The sequence below is a fragment of the Blautia ammoniilytica genome (genome assembly GCF_025566965.1).
Lineage (GTDB): Bacteria > Bacillota > Clostridia > Lachnospirales > Lachnospiraceae > Blautia_A > Blautia_A ammoniilytica.
Genome location: NZ_JAOQJL010000003.1, coordinates 43,366 through 60,646, shown reverse-complemented (window position 1 = coordinate 60,646; position 17,281 = coordinate 43,366). Strand labels below are relative to the sequence as shown.

Annotated in this window: 13 protein-coding genes; 11 read left to right on the top strand and 2 right to left on the bottom strand. The window is 44.0% G+C overall.

Annotated features, from left to right (window positions below; genetic code table 11):
* The first annotated feature begins 16 nt into the window (after positions 1–16).
* Positions 17–1,225 carry an NADP-dependent isocitrate dehydrogenase gene (locus OCV61_RS02125; protein WP_158420427.1) on the top strand — a complete coding sequence of 403 codons (1,209 nt, stop codon included), beginning with the start codon at positions 17–19 and terminating at the stop codon, positions 1,223–1,225.
* 37 nt (positions 1,226–1,262) lie between these two features.
* On the opposite strand, the gene abc-f is transcribed toward OCV61_RS02125, so the two are convergent.
* Positions 1,263–3,170, bottom strand: coding sequence for a ribosomal protection-like ABC-F family protein (gene abc-f / locus OCV61_RS02120; RefSeq protein ID WP_158420426.1), 1,908 nt, complete (start codon positions 3,168–3,170; stop codon positions 1,263–1,265).
* Between the two features lie 178 nt (positions 3,171–3,348).
* Between abc-f and OCV61_RS02115 the strand changes: the two genes are divergently transcribed.
* From OCV61_RS02115 to gltA, 9 genes are all read left to right on the top strand, one after another.
* Positions 3,349–4,014, top strand: a complete 666-nt coding sequence (locus OCV61_RS02115) for a redox-sensing transcriptional repressor Rex (protein ID WP_158420425.1) — start codon at positions 3,349–3,351, stop codon at positions 4,012–4,014.
* 106 nt (positions 4,015–4,120) lie between these two features.
* On the top strand, positions 4,121–5,662 hold the full coding sequence (locus OCV61_RS02110) for an NAD(P)H-hydrate dehydratase (RefSeq protein ID WP_158420424.1): 1,542 nt from the start codon (positions 4,121–4,123) through the stop codon (positions 5,660–5,662).
* Positions 5,646–6,779 carry an alanine racemase gene (gene alr, locus OCV61_RS02105; RefSeq protein WP_158420423.1) on the top strand — a complete coding sequence of 378 codons (1,134 nt, stop codon included), beginning with the start codon at positions 5,646–5,648 and terminating at the stop codon, positions 6,777–6,779. Before OCV61_RS02110 ends, alr begins: the two co-directional genes overlap by 17 nt.
* A 169-nt stretch (positions 6,780–6,948) precedes the next feature.
* Positions 6,949–7,296 (top strand): type II toxin-antitoxin system PemK/MazF family toxin, encoded by a 348-nt coding sequence (locus OCV61_RS02100; protein WP_158420422.1) that lies wholly within the window; start codon positions 6,949–6,951, stop codon positions 7,294–7,296.
* Between the two features lie 157 nt (positions 7,297–7,453).
* Positions 7,454–8,809 carry a hemolysin family protein gene (locus OCV61_RS02095; protein ID WP_158420421.1) on the top strand — a complete coding sequence of 452 codons (1,356 nt, stop codon included), beginning with the start codon at positions 7,454–7,456 and terminating at the stop codon, positions 8,807–8,809.
* Positions 8,779–9,507 (top strand): YebC/PmpR family DNA-binding transcriptional regulator, encoded by a 729-nt coding sequence (locus tag OCV61_RS02090; RefSeq protein ID WP_158420420.1) that lies wholly within the window; start codon positions 8,779–8,781, stop codon positions 9,505–9,507. The genes OCV61_RS02095 and OCV61_RS02090 overlap by 31 nt, the downstream gene beginning before the upstream one ends.
* Positions 9,508–9,564: 57 nt before the next feature.
* Positions 9,565–10,329 carry a ClpP family protease gene (locus OCV61_RS02085; RefSeq protein WP_158420419.1) on the top strand — a complete coding sequence of 255 codons (765 nt, stop codon included), beginning with the start codon at positions 9,565–9,567 and terminating at the stop codon, positions 10,327–10,329.
* A gap of 186 nt (positions 10,330–10,515) precedes the next feature.
* Positions 10,516–11,403: a sulfide/dihydroorotate dehydrogenase-like FAD/NAD-binding protein gene (locus tag OCV61_RS02080; RefSeq protein ID WP_158420418.1), complete on the top strand. Its 888-nt coding sequence runs from the start codon at positions 10,516–10,518 to the stop codon at positions 11,401–11,403.
* Positions 11,403–12,800, top strand: coding sequence for an NADPH-dependent glutamate synthase (gene gltA / locus OCV61_RS02075; protein WP_158420417.1), 1,398 nt, complete (start codon positions 11,403–11,405; stop codon positions 12,798–12,800). Before OCV61_RS02080 ends, gltA begins: the two co-directional genes overlap by 1 nt.
* 136 nt (positions 12,801–12,936) lie before the next feature.
* On the opposite strand, the gene OCV61_RS02070 is transcribed toward gltA, so the two are convergent.
* Positions 12,937–13,638 (bottom strand): LytTR family transcriptional regulator DNA-binding domain-containing protein, encoded by a 702-nt coding sequence (locus tag OCV61_RS02070; protein ID WP_262582608.1) that lies wholly within the window; start codon positions 13,636–13,638, stop codon positions 12,937–12,939.
* A gap of 489 nt (positions 13,639–14,127) precedes the next feature.
* On the opposite strand from OCV61_RS02070, the gene OCV61_RS02065 reads away from it, so the two are divergent.
* Positions 14,128–16,977 carry an Ig-like domain-containing protein gene (locus tag OCV61_RS02065; RefSeq protein ID WP_158420415.1) on the top strand — a complete coding sequence of 950 codons (2,850 nt, stop codon included), beginning with the start codon at positions 14,128–14,130 and terminating at the stop codon, positions 16,975–16,977.
* Positions 16,978–17,281: the final 304 nt, after the last annotated feature.

Below are 17,281 nucleotides of genomic sequence, written 5' to 3'. Positions count from 1 at the left end.
GAGGAGGAATATCTAAATGGCAAAAATTCAGATGAACACACCCCTTGTAGAGATGGACGGAGATGAGATGACCCGTATTCTCTGGAAGCTTATTAAGGATGAACTTCTGAATCCTTTTATTGACTTGAAGACTGAATATTATGATCTTGGCCTGGAGCACAGAAATGACACAGATGACCAGGTTACTGTAGATGCAGCAGAGGCAACCAAGAAATACGGAGTTGCTGTAAAATGTGCCACCATTACCCCAAATAAGGCAAGAATGGACGAGTATGACCTGAAGAAAATGTACAAAAGCCCTAACGGCACTATTCGTGCCATCCTGGATGGTACCGTATTCCGTGCACCTATTGTTGTAAATGGAATTGAGCCTTGTGTACGCAACTGGAAAAAGCCGATCACCATTGCCCGTCATGCATATGGGGATGTATACAAGAATACAGAGATGAACATTGAGAAACCGGGAGACGCATATCTTGTATTTGAAGGTACAGATGGAGAGACTAAAAAAGAACTGATCCATCACTTTGACAATCCAGGTGTGATCCAGGGAATGCACAACATTGAGGAGTCCATTGCAAGCTTTGCAAGATGCTGCTTTAACTATGCACTGGATACAAAGCAGGATCTGTGGTTTGGAGGCAAGGATACAATCTCCAAGATTTATGACGGGAAATTCAAAGAGATTTTTGCAACGATTTATGAAGAAGAATTTAAAGAAAAATTCCAGGAAGCAGGGATCACTTATTTCTACAGCCTGATCGATGATATTGTAGCCCGTGTGATGAAAGCAGAGGGCGGTTTTATCTGGGCCTGCAAGAACTATGACGGAGATGTGATGAGTGACATGGTATCTTCTGCATTTGGCTCTCTTGCAATGATGACTTCTGTACTTGTTTCCCCTCACGGCTACTATGAGTATGAGGCTGCTCATGGTACGGTGCAGAGACATTACTACAGACATCTGGAAGGAAAAGAAACATCCACCAATTCTGTGGCAACTATTTTTGCATGGACAGGTGCTCTTCGTAAAAGAGGTGAGATGGATGGGATCCAGGAACTGCAGGATTTTGCAGACAAGCTGGACAAGGCTACACTTTCAACTATCGAAAGCGGAAAGATGACAAAGGATCTGGCTTTGATCACTTCCCTGAAGGATGTAACAGTACTGAACAGCAAAGAATTTATCCTTGCCATCCGTGAGAATCTGGAAAAGCTTCTCTGATAAAAAAATATCATCATAACAAAGGAGGAGCCGGCCATCAGGCCAGCTCCTCCCACTTTTCGTATAATTCCTCTAATTCTGCTGCAATGGCAGCTTTTTCTTTACTTAATCTGGTACATTCTGCTACGTTGGTACAAACTTCAGGAAGAATCATGGTTTCATCAATTTCCTGATCACGGGCTTCCAGTTCTTCGATCCTTTTTTCGGTTTTCTTCAGTTCGTTTTCCCTTTTACGTACTTTTGCCTGCTGTTCCTTTTGCTGCTGCCAGGAAAGCTTGTTATCTGAAACCTGGACGGCTTCTTCTTCCTGGGTTGTTAAAGGAGCATATTTGGCAGTAAGCTCTTCTTTCTTTTCCAGATAATAATCATAGTCCCCAATATAATTCACAATGGCCTGATTGGTCAGATCCAGGATCCGGGTGGCTGTCTGATTGATAAAATAACGGTCATGAGATACGTAAAGGACAGTACCTGTATAACTGTTCAGTGCTTCCTCCAGGATTTCCTTAGAAGCAATATCCAGATGATTGGTAGGCTCGTCCAGGATCAGAAAATTGGCTTCGGAGAGCATCAGCTTTGCAAGAGAAACACGGCCTCTCTCTCCACCGGAAAGAGAGGAAATCACCTTGAATACATCATCCCCTGTGAACAGAAAGGCTGCCAGCATATTGCGGATCTGTGTTTCTGTAAGAGTAGGATAGGTATCGGAGATTTCCTGGAATACTGTTTTTTCCATATGGAGTACATGATGTTCCTGGTCATAGTAACCGATCTGCACCTTGGAACCAAGGGTAAACTTGCCGGAATCGGCAGGAATCACCTGGTTCAGGATCTTAAGCAAAGTGGTTTTGCCTGTGCCGTTATTGCCAATAAGGGCTACCCGTTCTCCACGCTTGATCTCAAAAGAAATATTCTGGAAAAGGGTCTGTCCCGGAAAAGTTTTGGAAAGCTCTTCCACAGTCAGCACATCATTGCCACTGATGAAGCGAGGCTCCAGGGTGAGACGCATCTGATCGTTTATTTCAGCAGGTTTATCCAGACGCTGCATTTTATCCAGCATTTTTTCACGGCTTTCCGCACGGCGGATGGACTTTTCACGGTTAAAGGACTTCAGCTTTGCAATCACTGCTTCCTGATGCTTAATTTCTCGTTGCTGGTTCAGATAGGCTTTATACTGAGCATCACGAAGCTGGGCTTTTTTCAAGGCATAGGCTGAGTAATTGCCACTGTACATCCGTACATATCCGGCTTCGATCTCTACCACTTTTGTTACTACTTTATCAAGAAAGTATCTGTCATGAGATACGATCAGTACAGCTCCAGGGTAGGTGAGCAGATAATTTTCCAGCCAAGCGATGCTTTCCATATCCAGGTGGTTGGTAGGCTCATCAAGAAGCAGGATATCCGGCTGGGACAGAAGAAGCTTGCCAAGAGCGACCCTTGTTTTCTGGCCTCCGGAAAGGGTTTCTATCTGCTTGGTGAAATCCTCTTCTGAAAAGCCCAGGCCTTTCAGTACGCCTGCAATCTGGCTTTTGTAGGCATAGCCATTTTCCAGCTCAAACTGGTGGGTCAGGCGGGAATAGGTCTGCATCAGTTTTTCTAACTGCTCTCCCTGGGTATTTTTCATTTCCTGTTCCAGAGTACGAATTCTGTTTTCCATATCTATGATGTGCTGCTTGGTGGAGCTAAGCTCATCATAAATGGTTTGATGACCGTGAATATCCTGATACTGAGCCAGATAGCCGATCTTTTTGTCCCTGGAGATCACTACAGAACCGCTATCCGCAGAAAGCTCATTCATAATGATCCGCAGCAGGGTGGTTTTACCTGCACCATTGTTGCCGATCAGTGCTGCTTTCTCTTTTTCTTCAATATGAAAACATGCATCTTTGATAATCTCTTCTTCACCAAATGCTTTACATATGTTCTGACATGATAAAATCATAAAGGTTCCTCCAAAAAATAAGAAATCCACAAATCAATCTATTATATAATAAAAAGGCATCGGGTGTCAAAAAATAAATAAAGTAGTCACAAAGTAAGTAACTTAGATTGACAATAAAATATCATTTGAGTATAATTGAGATATAAATTTTAGATATGGGCAGCAGGAGGAAGAGTTGGTGGAAGCAAAGGAGATATCAAAGGCGGTTATTAAAAGGCTGCCCCGGTATTATCGTTATTTGGGAGAGTTGATCGAGGAGAATGTGGAAAGGATTTCCTCCGGTGATCTCAGTAAAAAAATGCATGTGACTGCATCTCAGATCCGTCAGGATCTTAATAATTTCGGCGGTTTTGGGCAGCAGGGCTACGGATATAATGTGCATTATCTGTACATGGAGATCGGCAAGATCCTGGGACTGGATACCATCCATCCTATGATCATCGTTGGAGCAGGTAATCTGGGTCAGGCACTTGCCAATTACAGTGATTTTGAGAAGAGAGGATTTCGTCTGGTGGGGATCTTTGACGTGAATCCGGTTCTGGAGGGGATTTCTGTAAGGGGTATTGGGATACAGATGATAAATACACTTCCTGAGTTCCTTAAGGAGAATCCGGTTGAGATTGCCATACTTACCCTTCCCAAGCATAAAGCAAAAGAAATGGCCAATGTGCTGATCAAAAATGGTGTAAAGGCTATTTGGAATTTTGCACACATTGATCTGGATGCTCCGGAGGATGTGATCGTAGAAAATGTTCATCTTTCCGAGAGCCTGATGACTCTGTCTTATAATTTAAGCCAGTATCGGAAAGAGCATGTAGAAGAAAAAAAGGAAACAGAGAATTAAGGAAAAAGTTTTTCCCTTTTGGTTAAAGGCTGCTGCCTGCTGCCGCATGATTCGGCGGTTCAGGGCGGCTTTTTCCATTTAAAAAGACAAAGGAGAGTGGGCGTATATGAAAAAGGTAGTAACAAGCAAAGAAATGGCCAGTCTGGACGCGTATACGATTCATGATGTAGGGATTCCCTCCATGGTGCTGATGGAACGGGCTGCTTTGGCTGTGGCAGCTCAGATCCAGAAGATTTCTGCCGACAGGGAACGGATCCTGGTTGTTTGCGGAAACGGCAACAATGGTGGAGATGGTGTGGCCGTAGCCAGGCTGTTGTATCTGAAAGGATATCATGTAGATCTGTTTCTTACAGGAAATTCCCAGAAATATTCTGCTCAGATGGCTCAGCAGATTCAGATTGCAAGGCATTATCACGTACCTGAGGTGAATAACCCGACATGGCACGAATATACTACTATAGTAGATGCCGTTTTTGGCGTAGGTCTGACCAGGCCGGTGGAGGGAAGATACAAGGAGATCATTCAGAGGATGAATGAGACAGATGCCAAAAAGGTGGCAGTAGATATTCCTTCCGGCCTTGACGGAAGCACAGGCAGAGTGCTTGGAACCGCATTTTGTGCAGATCTTACCGTTACCTTTGCTTTTATGAAGCAGGGAATGTGCTTCTATCCCGGCAGGAGTCTGTCCGGGAAAGTTGTAGTAGCAGATATCGGGATCTATGATTATCCTGGCAATTACGGCAGACCGGTGTGGCAGCTGGAAAGAGAAGATATGAAGCAGCTGCCACAGAGAGTTCCCTGGGGGAATAAGGGGACTTTTGGCAAAGTGCTTTTGGTGGCTGGCTCAAAGGGCATGTGCGGAGCTGCATATTTTGCTGCCTGTGCAGCCTTAAATACAGGAGCTGGTATGGTAAAGGTACAGACAGTGGAAGAAAACCGGATTCCGCTTCAGTCTCTGCTTCCGGAAGCAATGGTGGAAAGTGTATTTTCAGAAGAAATAAATCAGCAGCTGTTAAGCTGGTGTGATGTACTGGTGATTGGACCAGGTCTTGGATGCCAGGATGAAAGCCGGGAACGGGCCAATTGGTTTCTGGCCCATGGGAATCAGGCGGGGAAGCCGGTGATCCTGGATGCAGATGGTTTGAACCTGCTATCCATGAATCCGGGCTGGAAGCGGTATCTGAAAGGAAATACTGTGCTGACCCCGCATATGGGGGAGATGGGCAGGCTTACAGGGCTTTCCATTTCAGAATTGAAGGAAGACCCGGTAGGAGCAGCGTCTGATTATGCAAAAGAAACAGGGGCTGTGTGTGTGTTAAAAGATGCCGGTACAGTTACTGCAGGCTGCAGGGATGAAATATATATTAATATGTCTGGAAATGCGGGAATGGCAGCAGCAGGAAGCGGAGATGTGCTTTCAGGGATGCTGGCTGGTGTGTTCTGCATGTATCTGAACAATATAAAGGTACCGGATCCGGCAAGGATGGCAGCTCTTGGTGTGTTTCTCCATGGACTATGTGGAGACAGGGCGGCAGATGCTGCTGGAACAAGAGGGATGAATGCCCGCAATATCCTGGATGCGATCCCGCTGGTACTTCGGGATTTTGAAACAGGAAACAGGGAGGAACATTATGGAAAAATTCAGTAGAGTAAAAGCACTGGTGGACCTGGACGCAGTTGCCTATAATTTTGAAGCCATGCATAAAAATATTAAACCAGGCACAAAGATGATTGCTGTGGTAAAAGCGGATGCTTATGGACACGGAGCTGTGCCCATTGCCAGGTTGGTCCAGGACTATGATTATATCTGGGGCTTTGCGGTGGCTACCGAGGAGGAGGCTCTTTCCTTAAGGGAGGCAGGCATCCGCAAGCCAATCCTGGTGCTTGGTCTTGTATTCCCGGAATGTATGGAGGAGCTTGCAAAAAATGATATCAGCATTGCTGTAAGCAGCATCAGCCTGGCAAGAGAATATGCAAAAGCAGGCAGGAAACTTTCCAAAACGGTAAAGATTCATCTGGCAGTAGATACTGGAATGACCAGGATTGGATTTCATGATGGATCTCAAAGCCTGGAAGAAATAAAGAATATCAGCAAGCTTCCTTATCTGGAGATAGAAGGCATGTTTACCCATTTTGCAAGAGCAGATGAGTATGATGTAAGTCCTGCAAAGACTCAGCTGGATCGTTTCCTGGCTTTTGCCAGTCTTTTAGAGGAAAACGGTATACATATTCCTATGAAGCATTGTTCTAACAGTGCAGGGCTGATACGGATGCAGGAGGCCAATCTGGATGCTGTACGTGCAGGGATCACCATTTACGGGGTGTACCCTTCCCAGCAGGTGGAGAAGCATATTGTAGAGCTTAAGCCTGTTATGGAACTGAAAAGCCATGTGTCTTTTGTGAAGAAGATCACAAAGGGAACGGCCGTAAGCTATGGCGGCACCTTTATTGCACCAAAGGATATGCAGCTGGCCACCATCCCGGTAGGATATGCAGATGGATATTCCAGGCAGCTATCCGGAAAAGGCTGGGTGCTGATCCATGAGAAAAAGGCACCTATCTGCGGAAGAGTCTGCATGGATCAGTTTATGGTAGATGTTACAGAGATTCCGGGAGTAAAAACAGGTGATGAAGTAACACTGCTTGGAAAAGACGGGCAGGAGAGAATCGATATAGATACCCTGGGAGATCTGTCCGGACGCTTCTCTTACGAATTCCTCTGCCAGATATCCAGCCGTGTGCCCAGAATATATATAGGAAAATAGTAAGGATCCAGCAGAAAACTGTTTCTTTAAGCAGACAAAACCACGCATGTATACACGAAAAAAATATGGAAATACTGTAACTATTCAGTAGGAAATAACTGTGAGGGTACTGAACAGTTACGAAATACTCAGTTAAACCATAATAAAGGTGAGTTGGAGTGTGAATTGTGTGGTTATTAAAAGAGGCGATATTTTTTATGCAGATTTAAGACCTGTGGTAGGCAGTGAACAGGGCGGGATCCGGCCTGTACTGATCATACAAAATGATGTGGGAAACAGACACAGCCCTACTGTGATTTGTGCTGCCATTACATCCAAGATGAATAAGGCAAAGCTGCCTACACATATAGAGATTGATGCATCTGCTTATGGAATAGAGAAAGATTCCGTGATCCTTCTGGAGCAGCTTCGCACCATTGATAAACGAAGACTGAAGGATAAGGTATGTCACCTGGATGATGCTCTGCTTGACAAAGTGAACCATGCTCTGGAGATCAGTCTGGAACTTACTTTTTAACACCTGCGTCAGGGTCTTTGGAGCTTTTTAGGCTGTGACACAAGGCTTCTGAGGCTGTGGTGCAGGTATTGACGAAACCGGTTTTCAGTGTTATATTAAAAAAACAGCTGCAAAAAAGTTTTACAGTTTTGTATTTGGAGGACAAAGATTTATACTTATGGAAGATGGCAGTAGTCTGCCCCTATGGGGCATTATAATTTTATTTTTTCTGTTGTGGCTGAATGGTATTTTTTACGGATTTGCTGCAGCACTCCAGAATCTTAGCGAGAATGATGTAGAGAAGAAAGCAGAAGAGGGAGACCAGAAGTCCATCCGGCTTCTGAAGCTGATCCGCCAGCCCTCCCGCTATGTGAATGCCATTCCTCTTATGGTTATGGCTTCCGGAGTAAGTGTGGGAGCGTTCTTTATGCCCTGGGCAGCCCGGGTATTTCATCCGTACATAAAACATGTACCTGTGCTTATTTTTCTTGTTGCAGTAGGGATCCTTCTTCTTGCGTCCCTTGGAATCCTTACATTCCGCAGGGTGGGTACTTATTCTTCTGAAAAGTATGCCTACCGTTATCTGGGGATCGTAAGTACTGCCTGCAGCTTTTTGTATCCGTTGACCTTGTTGACTACCAGGCTTGCCAGACTGGTGGCAGCAGCCTTTGGGATCGACCGGAACCAGGAAGAAAAGGCTATGAGCGAAGAGAAGATCATTTCTATTGTAGATGAGGCTCATGAAAAGGGTGTGATTCAGGAATCAGAAGCGGAGATGATCCAGAATATCATTTATTTCAATGAGACAGAAGCTCATGATATCATGACCCACAGGAAGGATGTGACAGCCTTTGACCAGGAAGTGCTGCTGCGGGAGATGGTTGATATTATGCTGGAGGAAGGCTATTCCAGGTATCCCGTATATAAAGAAGAACCGGATAATGTTATAGGAGTAGTGCATTATAAGGATGCATTGAAGTTCATTACCAAGAATCCCTGGGCCAGATTTAAGCCATTAAAGGAACTGCCCGGGCTTTTAAGGGATGTTACATTGATTCCTGAGACACGCAGTATCGGTGACCTGTTCCAGTTTATGCAGGCAAAGAAGATCCATATGGCAGTGGTTGTGGATGAGTACGGTCAGGCAGCAGGTGTGATCACTATGGAGGATATTCTGGAGGAGATCGTAGGGGATATTCTGGATGAATATGATGAAGACCAGGTTACATTCCGCCTTTTGAAGGACAACAGTATGATCATCCAGGGACTTGCTCCTTTGGAGGATGTGGAAGAGAAGCTGGGAATAGAATTTAAGGCCAGTGAGTTTGAAACATTAAACGGGTATCTTACTTCTGTTCTGGGACATATCCCTACAGAAAAGGACCTGGACAAAGTGATCCATGTAGGAGGGTACACTTTTAAGATACTTTCCCTTGGCAATAAGACCATCGGCAGAGTAAAGGCCGAGAAGATAAAAAATGAGATAAAAGGAGAAAAGGAAACATGTCAGGACATTCAAAATTCGCAAATATAAAGCACAAAAAAGAAAAAAATGATGCAAAAAAGGGAAAAGTATTTACCATCATCGGCCGTGAGATCGTTATGGCTGTTAAGGCCGGCGGACCGGATCCTAACAACAACAGCAAGCTTCGTGATGTGATCGCAAAGGCAAAAGCAAACAACATGCCTAACGACACCATTGACCGTGGCATCAAGAAAGCAGCAGGAGCTGATTCCGCAGACAATTACGAAAAAGCCATATACGAAGGATATGGACCGAATGGAGTTGCGATTATCGTAGAAACACTGACAGACAACAAGAATCGTACAGCAAGTAATGTAAGAAATGCATTCTCTAAAGGAAACGGAAGTATTGGTACACAGGGCTGCGTATCCTTTATGTTTGACCAGAAGGGTCAGATCATCATTGACAAAGAAGAATGTGAAATGGACGCTGATGAGCTGATGATGACAGCTCTGGATGCTGGCGCAGAGGATTTCAACGAAGAAGAAGACAGTTATGAAGTCCTGACAGCTCCGGATGATTTCAGTGCAGTAAGAGAAGCACTTGAAGCTGCAGGAGTACCTCTTCTTGAGGCACAGGTTGCCATGATTCCTCAGACAACGGTCGAACTGACAGATGAGAAGGCTGTTAAGGATCTTCAGAAGACCCTGGATCTTCTAGATGATGATGATGACGTTACAGACGTATGGCACAACTGGGATGAATAAATAATTAGCTTTTTGCAAAAAATATCTTCTGGATCATGATTCAGGAGGTATTTTTTTATGGAGAAAAAACCAAAAAGCGAAAAGCCGGTGGATAGTCAGGAGAAAAAGGATGAGCTGGAGAAAAAGGATGAGCTGGATAATCAGAACAGCCAGGATCAGCAGATCAGGGAAATGGGACAGGTGCTTCTTTCTGAAAACCAGGAAGATATCCGTGTGGAGCTTCTTACCATCATTGGTGAGGTGGAAGGACATGAGTCAGCTCCTTCACACAGCAAAACAACCAAGTATGAGCATGTACTTCCAAAGCTGGCCATGATTGAGGATGATCAGAGTATTGAAGGCCTTCTGATCCTTTTGAATACAGTAGGTGGGGATGTGGAGGCGGGGCTTGCCATAGCGGAGATGATTGCATCCCTTAGCAAGCCTACCGTGTCCCTGGTGCTTGGAGGAGGCCATTCCATAGGAGTGCCAATGGCAGTATCTGCAGATTATTCCTTTGTGGTACCCAGTGCTACTATGGTGATCCACCCGGTACGTTCAAGCGGTATGTTTATCGGGGTAGCTCAGACCTATCGTAACATGGAAAAGATCCAGGACCGGATCACCGGGTTTATTTCCCGGCATTCCGGCATTTCAAAGGAAAGGCTGGAGGAACTGATGCTGGATACTACACAGCTGGTAAAGGATGTGGGAACCATGCTGGAAGGGGAGGAAGCAGTAAAGGAAGGGCTGATCGACGAAGTGGGCGGCATAAGCAGTGCATTACAAAAATTGTACAGTATGATACACACAAAAAAGAAAAAAAGAAAAGAAAATCTGTAATTTTTTGCGAATTTCTGTTGTATTAATTCCTTTTCCTGTGCTATAGTTATACGGATAGAGTAGAAAAGGAACTGTTGCATAAATGCACATCCATGAATAAATATGCATCTGATCTTACAGGCATACTTATTCAGGGTGGGTGTGTCCCGCACCAGCCCCTGTAAATATTTATACCAGGAGGGAATTATGTATAAGATTCTGAGAGCAGAAAAACTGTCTTCCAATGTTTTCCTTATGGATGTGGAAGCACCTCGGGTAGCAAAGCATTGCCTGCCGGGGCAGTTTGTGATCGTTAAGGTGGACGAAGTAGGCGAGAGGATTCCGCTTACCATCTGCGACTATGATTCTGAGAAGGGAACTGTGACTATCGTATTCCAGCCCATTGGAGCATCTACCACAAAGATGTCAGAGCTGAAAGCAGGAGACGCTTTTGAAGATTTTGTAGGACCACTTGGCCAGCCGTCTGAGTTTGTCCATGAGGACATTGAAGAACTTAAGAAAAAACGTATTGTATTTGTTGCCGGTGGTGTTGGTACAGCACCTGTTTATCCACAGGTTAAATGGCTCCATGAGCATGGTATCACTGCGGATGCTATCGTAGGAGCAAAGACAAAAGATCTTCTTATCCTTGAAGACGAAATGAAGAAGGTATGTAACCTTTACATAACAACAGATGATGGATCCTATGTACGCAAAGGTATGGGTACAGACGTACTCCGTGATCTTGTACAGAACCAGGGCAAACAGTATGATGTATGTGTTGCCATCGGACCTATGATCATGATGAAATTCGTATGTCTTCTTACGAAAGAACTGAATATTCCTACTGTTGTCAGCATGAACCCGATCATGGTAGACGGAACCGGTATGTGCGGAGCCTGTCGTCTGATCGTTGATGGCGAAGTGAAGTTTGCATGTGTGGACGGACCTGAGTTTGATGGCCACAAGGTTGATTTTGACCTTGCCATGAAGAGAATGCAGATGTATAAGACAGAAGAAGGCCGTGCCCTTCTGAAGCTGAAAGAGGGAGATACCCATCACGGCGGATGCGGCCATTGCGGAGGTGACAAATAATGGGAGACGTATTAAAGAAAGTACCAGTCAGAGAGCAGCAGCCTAAGGTTCGTGCAACCAACTTTGACGAAGTATGCCTGGGTTATAATAAAGAAGAAGCAATGGAAGAGGCAGAGCGCTGCCTGAATTGTAAAAAAGCAAAATGCGTTGAGGGATGCCCTGTATCCATTAACATTCCTGCATTTGTACATGAAGTTAAAGAAGGCAATTTTGAAAAAGCATATCAGATCATCAGTGAGTCCAGTGCCCTTCCTGCAGTGTGCGGCCGTGTATGTCCGCAGGAGACACAGTGCGAGGGTCAGTGTATCCGCGGCAAAAAGGGTGAAGCTGTTTCCATTGGTAAGCTGGAGCGTTTTGTTGCTGACTGGGCAAAAGAGAATGGCATTAAGCCTGCAGCTGCGAAAGAGAAAAATGGTCATAAGGTAGCAGTGATCGGTTCTGGCCCTTCCGGACTTACCTGTGCAGGAGATCTTGCAAAGCTTGGTTATGATGTAACTATTTTCGAGGCTCTTCACAAGGCAGGCGGCGTTCTTGTTTATGGTATTCCTGAGTTCCGTCTTCCTAAGGACAAAGTAGTTGCTGCAGAGGTTGAGAATGTTAAATCTCTTGGCGTTAAGATCGAGACAAATGTAATCATTGGTAAATCTGTTACCATCGATGAACTGTTACAGGATGAAGGCTTTGAGGCTGTATTTATCGGATCCGGTGCTGGTCTTCCTATGTTCATGGGTATTCCGGGCGAGCAGGCCAACGGCGTATTCTCTGCAAATGAGTTTCTGACCCGTAACAACCTTATGAAAGCATTCCGTGAGGATTATGATACACCTATCGCACATGGCAAGAAGGTTGCTGTTGTAGGCGGCGGTAATGTTGCAATGGATGCAGCCAGAACAGCACTTCGTCTTGGAGCTGAGGTACATATTATTTACAGACGTTCTGAGGCAGAGCTTCCTGCCAGAGCAGAGGAAGTACATCATGCAAAAGAGGAAGGCGTAAACTTCAACCTTCTTTGCAATCCTGTTGAGATCCTTACAGATGACAAAGACTGGGTAACCGGTATTAAATGCATCCGTATGGAATTAGGTGAGCCTGATGCATCCGGCAGAAGACGTCCTGTAGAGATCCCTGGCTCTGAGTTTACAATTGATGTAGACACAGTGATCATGTCTCTTGGAACAAGCCCGAACCCGCTGATCTCTTCCACTACCATTGGTCTGGATATTAATAAGAGAAAATGTATTATCGCTGACGAGGAGTTCGGCAAGACCTCCAAAGAGGGCGTATATGCAGGCGGTGATGCTGTAACAGGCGCTGCAACCGTTATCCTTGCTATGGGTGCAGGTAAAGCAGGCGCAAGAGGAATTGACGAATATATCAAGTCCAAATATGCTAAATAATGATCAGTCAATAATGATCCATCAATAGTAATCAACAAAAGAAAGCCGGTGGAAGGGAGACCCTTTCATCGGCTTTTGCTGTGTGCGCCTTGCGGCGCACGTTTCTTTATAAGTGATGATTTACGTGAAAAACAGATCATTCCTGCACCAGAACACAGGCACAGTACCCATCCGCAGGCTGATAACAGTAAACATTCATGGACTTCTCCGGATCAGGCCCAATATCACGGATCACATGCTGTCCGCCATTTAAGGCAACATCTGCATAAGTGATCAGCCATTTCTTATCGCCATTGGAAAAAATCTCATAAAATGAGTGACCGATCATTGCCTCAGATGAAAAACTTGTAAGGGTAGACATGGCCTTGTTGCAGTAGCGGAAAATAAAATCAATCCCCTTTCCTGCCTTGTCAAATACCAACTCGATCACACAGTAGGGCAGGGGAAGATCGTCTAAAAGGCTGCATTTTTCCAAAAGTCCCATAGGGGGATAAAAGTTACCTTCTGCATCTGCTACATGCAGTGCAAGAGCAGCACGCCGGTTCTTGTGTTCACTGAGATAACGCTTTCTGCCCTGGATGATCTTGCCGTCTGTCATAGTATATACTCCTGAATTAGAGATATCTAAGATCTGCTTGACTGCAACGATCACGCCTTTTTGAATGCTGACAAAATCCTTCTCCGGGAGCATTGTCATGATCTCTTTCATAGGAATGCTGGTAGAAATCTTCTGATTATCCATAAAATATATAACACTTCTTTTGTCTTCTCGTACAATGTATTTGATAGTATCCGGTATAATATTACGGGAACGAAAAAGATACTGAACTCTGCTCATAATTGCCTCCACACATATTGTCATAAGTTGCTTTAAGCATAACATAATATGCATAAAAATACAATCAAAAGTCCTAAAATAAAATATTAAAACAAAAATGCAGCGATAAATGTAAATAAACAGCATTAATGCTATGTATATAATTTTCACCTATGAAGACGGAATGAGAATAAAACACATTTAAAATAAAAAGAAACACAAAAAACACCCTTGCAGGCATAATTCTGCAAGGGTGTTGATTCAATGACTTGTTTTAAGATTTATTTAAATAATAATATCATCAATCAGTTTAGCATGATTCAGTATAGCATTTGAATTCGGCAAAATCAAGGGGAGTGATGTTAATGACTTGTTTTTGACGATGAATGACTTGTTTTCTTGCCTACTGAAAGTTGTGTATTGCGAAATTGAGTTTGATATGCTATTATCACGTTAGTGGTATATAATATATATAAGCACACGCTAACAATATGAAAGAGGTACGAACAAATGAAGAAGAAAATAGCACTCCTTGGAGCTGTGGCATTGCTTGTCAGTTCTTTTGATCAGGGGCTGCTTCTGGCAGCAGAACAGGAAACAGATACACAGCTGGTTGATGTACAGGATGAAGAGATTTTTACAGATGATTCAGAAGCATCCGCATCTGTTGATACAATACAGTTTTCTGATCAGGATGAGCCGTCTGTAAAAGAACAGCCTGACGGCCCTGAAGAAACAGTATTTGAAGATAGTGATTCAGATCTTTTCAGTTCAGGGGAAGCTTCTTTGGAGTTGAAAACACCACCCAATTTTACTGGTATTGTAGATGGTTCCGGATATAATGACAGTCAGGTATTATATGCTGGAGAATCCGGATATGTTGATGGGATCAGCAAGATACTTGTAAATGGCAAGGAATGGAGAAAAACAGATTCTAAACTTGGTCTTTTTTCGTCTGAAGCTTATTATCTGGCTCCGTCCGAAAATAAAATATATTTTGATGGAAGTGGAAGCGGCATGCTGAAAAGCGGTGATCTGATCACCATTTCCAATCTGCAGTATAAAGATCTTGTGCTCCAGGTAAAAGGGCAGGGAAATACTTTTGGAGTAGTTGTTTATGATGCACAGGCAGGTAATGGCAAGGAAGGTCCTTCAGATGGAGAGAATACTTTATTTGTCAGATTAGTAGGCAGCTTTGAAGGAGCACTGACAGGACAGCAGAAATACGATGCGATCAGTGGCGCATCTACCTCAGTTTCCTCCAACAAAAACAGTAATGTGGAGGTTCAGGCTGCCATCCTTCCAGATGGAAATGAGCCTGCAGAAGATGACTGGAAGCCTCTTAGCACTGTTGTAAGTGTTAATTCTAAAAGAACAAAGGTTAATATTGATACAGATTCCTGCGGAATGTCTGGTGTGTATTCTATCTGGGACAGTTCTCTTTCCTTAAGCGGTGTACCGGATAAAGTAGGTACCTATCCGGTAAGTGTAACAGTTACAGATGAAACAGGCAGAACTGCAGTAAGTAATGAATTATATTTTAAAATATTTGCAAGAAATGAAAAGCTGGAGGATTATCTGAAACTGGAAAACGCAGTACAGACAGCCGATGGCAAATACATGTATGATATGGAGCCGTGGGCTATTCCTAATTTCGGAGGGGTAAATGAAACTGTAACGGTACCAACACAGATCAAGGCATGGTACGGCTCCCATACAAGTGGTACTTACGGAGAACTGGGATATTCAGTGGAAAAGGATCCGGTACAGACGCTGATCGTTCCCAATGGATGTACATTGACCATGGTAAATATGAAAATCCTAAGCAGTGTGAAGATTCTGGTTGAAAATGGTGGTATGCTGAATCTTCGGGATTCTTCTCTTCATGGACAGGTAGAAGTGATGGATGGAGGAAGGCTTTCTGTTAACTACGATGATTATTCCGGGAAATTCCTTACAGGAACTTCTATTAATGGACAGATCATCCTTGATACAGGCGGAATCCTGGAAAACTCCATCATCTATTCAAATACAAACTTTCTCGCTAACGGCAGCTGGATACGTCAGAATATTTCACCTGTAATACAGGTGAATGGGAATGGGGTGATCCGGGGAGAGGTTTATGTACGTGGAGATGACGCTCCCACAGGAACAGATCCCGCTACAAAGAAAAGCTACAGCGGACAGCCTGCCATAAAGGTATCCTCCGGAAGTCTGAACATTGAGAAGAATAGTGTGTTGGCTGTATTTGGCGGCGGAAAGATCGCTACCACTTCGGTAGGCGGAAATGCGCTGATACTGGAAAATAGTCAGGTAACAGGAGAAGGCAAGCTGATCGCTGTAGGAGGAACAGGCCACAGTGATCAGGGTGGCCATGGAGTTGCGGGAAACGGCACCATTAATACGAAAGAAGCATATCTGGAAGGCGGCGCAAGCCAGATGCCGGGAAACAGCAGTGTTACAGCAGGTGCAGCTTATACAGAAGGGGTTTTGGTGGGTAATAGTGTCCGTCTAAAAGCTGTGCAGGGAAAAAGAATCACCACTAATTATGACAGTGTAGGGGAAACCTACTGGCGTGATACCACACAGAAGCCGGATCTTAAGCTTTATGAGATCACAGATACACCACAGCCTACCAGTGCGCCGAAGCCCACCACAGTCCCACAACCTACTGCAGCTCCACAACCTACTGCAGCTCCACAACCTACTGCAGCTCCACAACCAACTGCTGCTCTACAGCCTACTGCAGCTCCACAGCCTACTACAGTCCCGCAACCATCTGATAAATCACAATCAGCTATTGCGCCAGATAAAGGCCAGACTAATGAAGGAATACAGGGGCAGGAAGGAACTTCCGGGGCAAACTTTAAGCCTGTGATCCGTGTAAATGTAAAAACTGTTCCGTTAAAAGTAGGGCAGTCCACAAACAAGGTAAAGGTTACATATGCAAAAGGAGATTCTGTAAAATCTTGGAAATCCAGCAATAAAAAAGTTGTTACAGTCAATAAAAAGGGCATTCTGAAAGCAGGGAAAAAGACCGGGAAAGCAACAGTAACCGTAACATTGAATAGTGGACTTCAGGCAAAGATTCAGGTGAAGGTACAGAAAGATCCAGTGCAAACAGCAAGTATCCGCATATCGAAAAAGAATCTACTTATAAAGAAAGGTTTTAGACACAAACTAACACCTGTGATCTTGCCGATTACTTCCAGGGAAACAGTAAAATATACCTCCTCGTCCACATCAGTGGTAAGAGTAAGCAAATCTGGAGTGATCACAGCCAGAAAAACAGGAAAAGCAAGGATTACTATACGTTCTGGAAAGAAAAAAGCAGTGATTTATGTGACAGTGAAAAAGTAAACGATAATTATGATTGTGGCGGTGATAACTAGTACATCGTTATTCGGTTGTTTTTGTATGATGTACGAAAATTCAAGTCGAACTGTTACTCGCCACCTGAAAGAGGTGGGAGTTTTCTCGACTGAGATAATTTATTGCTGTGAAGAGGAAAAATATCAGCTAAAAATTTGCCTAATTTTTCAAGATTTAATTGCACTTCTTTTATACATTTGTTATAATAAAACGGAAAAGAAGAATTTTAATAAAGAATCGTGATGAGAATCTGTATGGAGACTGCAGTTTGCAGACCTGTATGTCTTGGAAG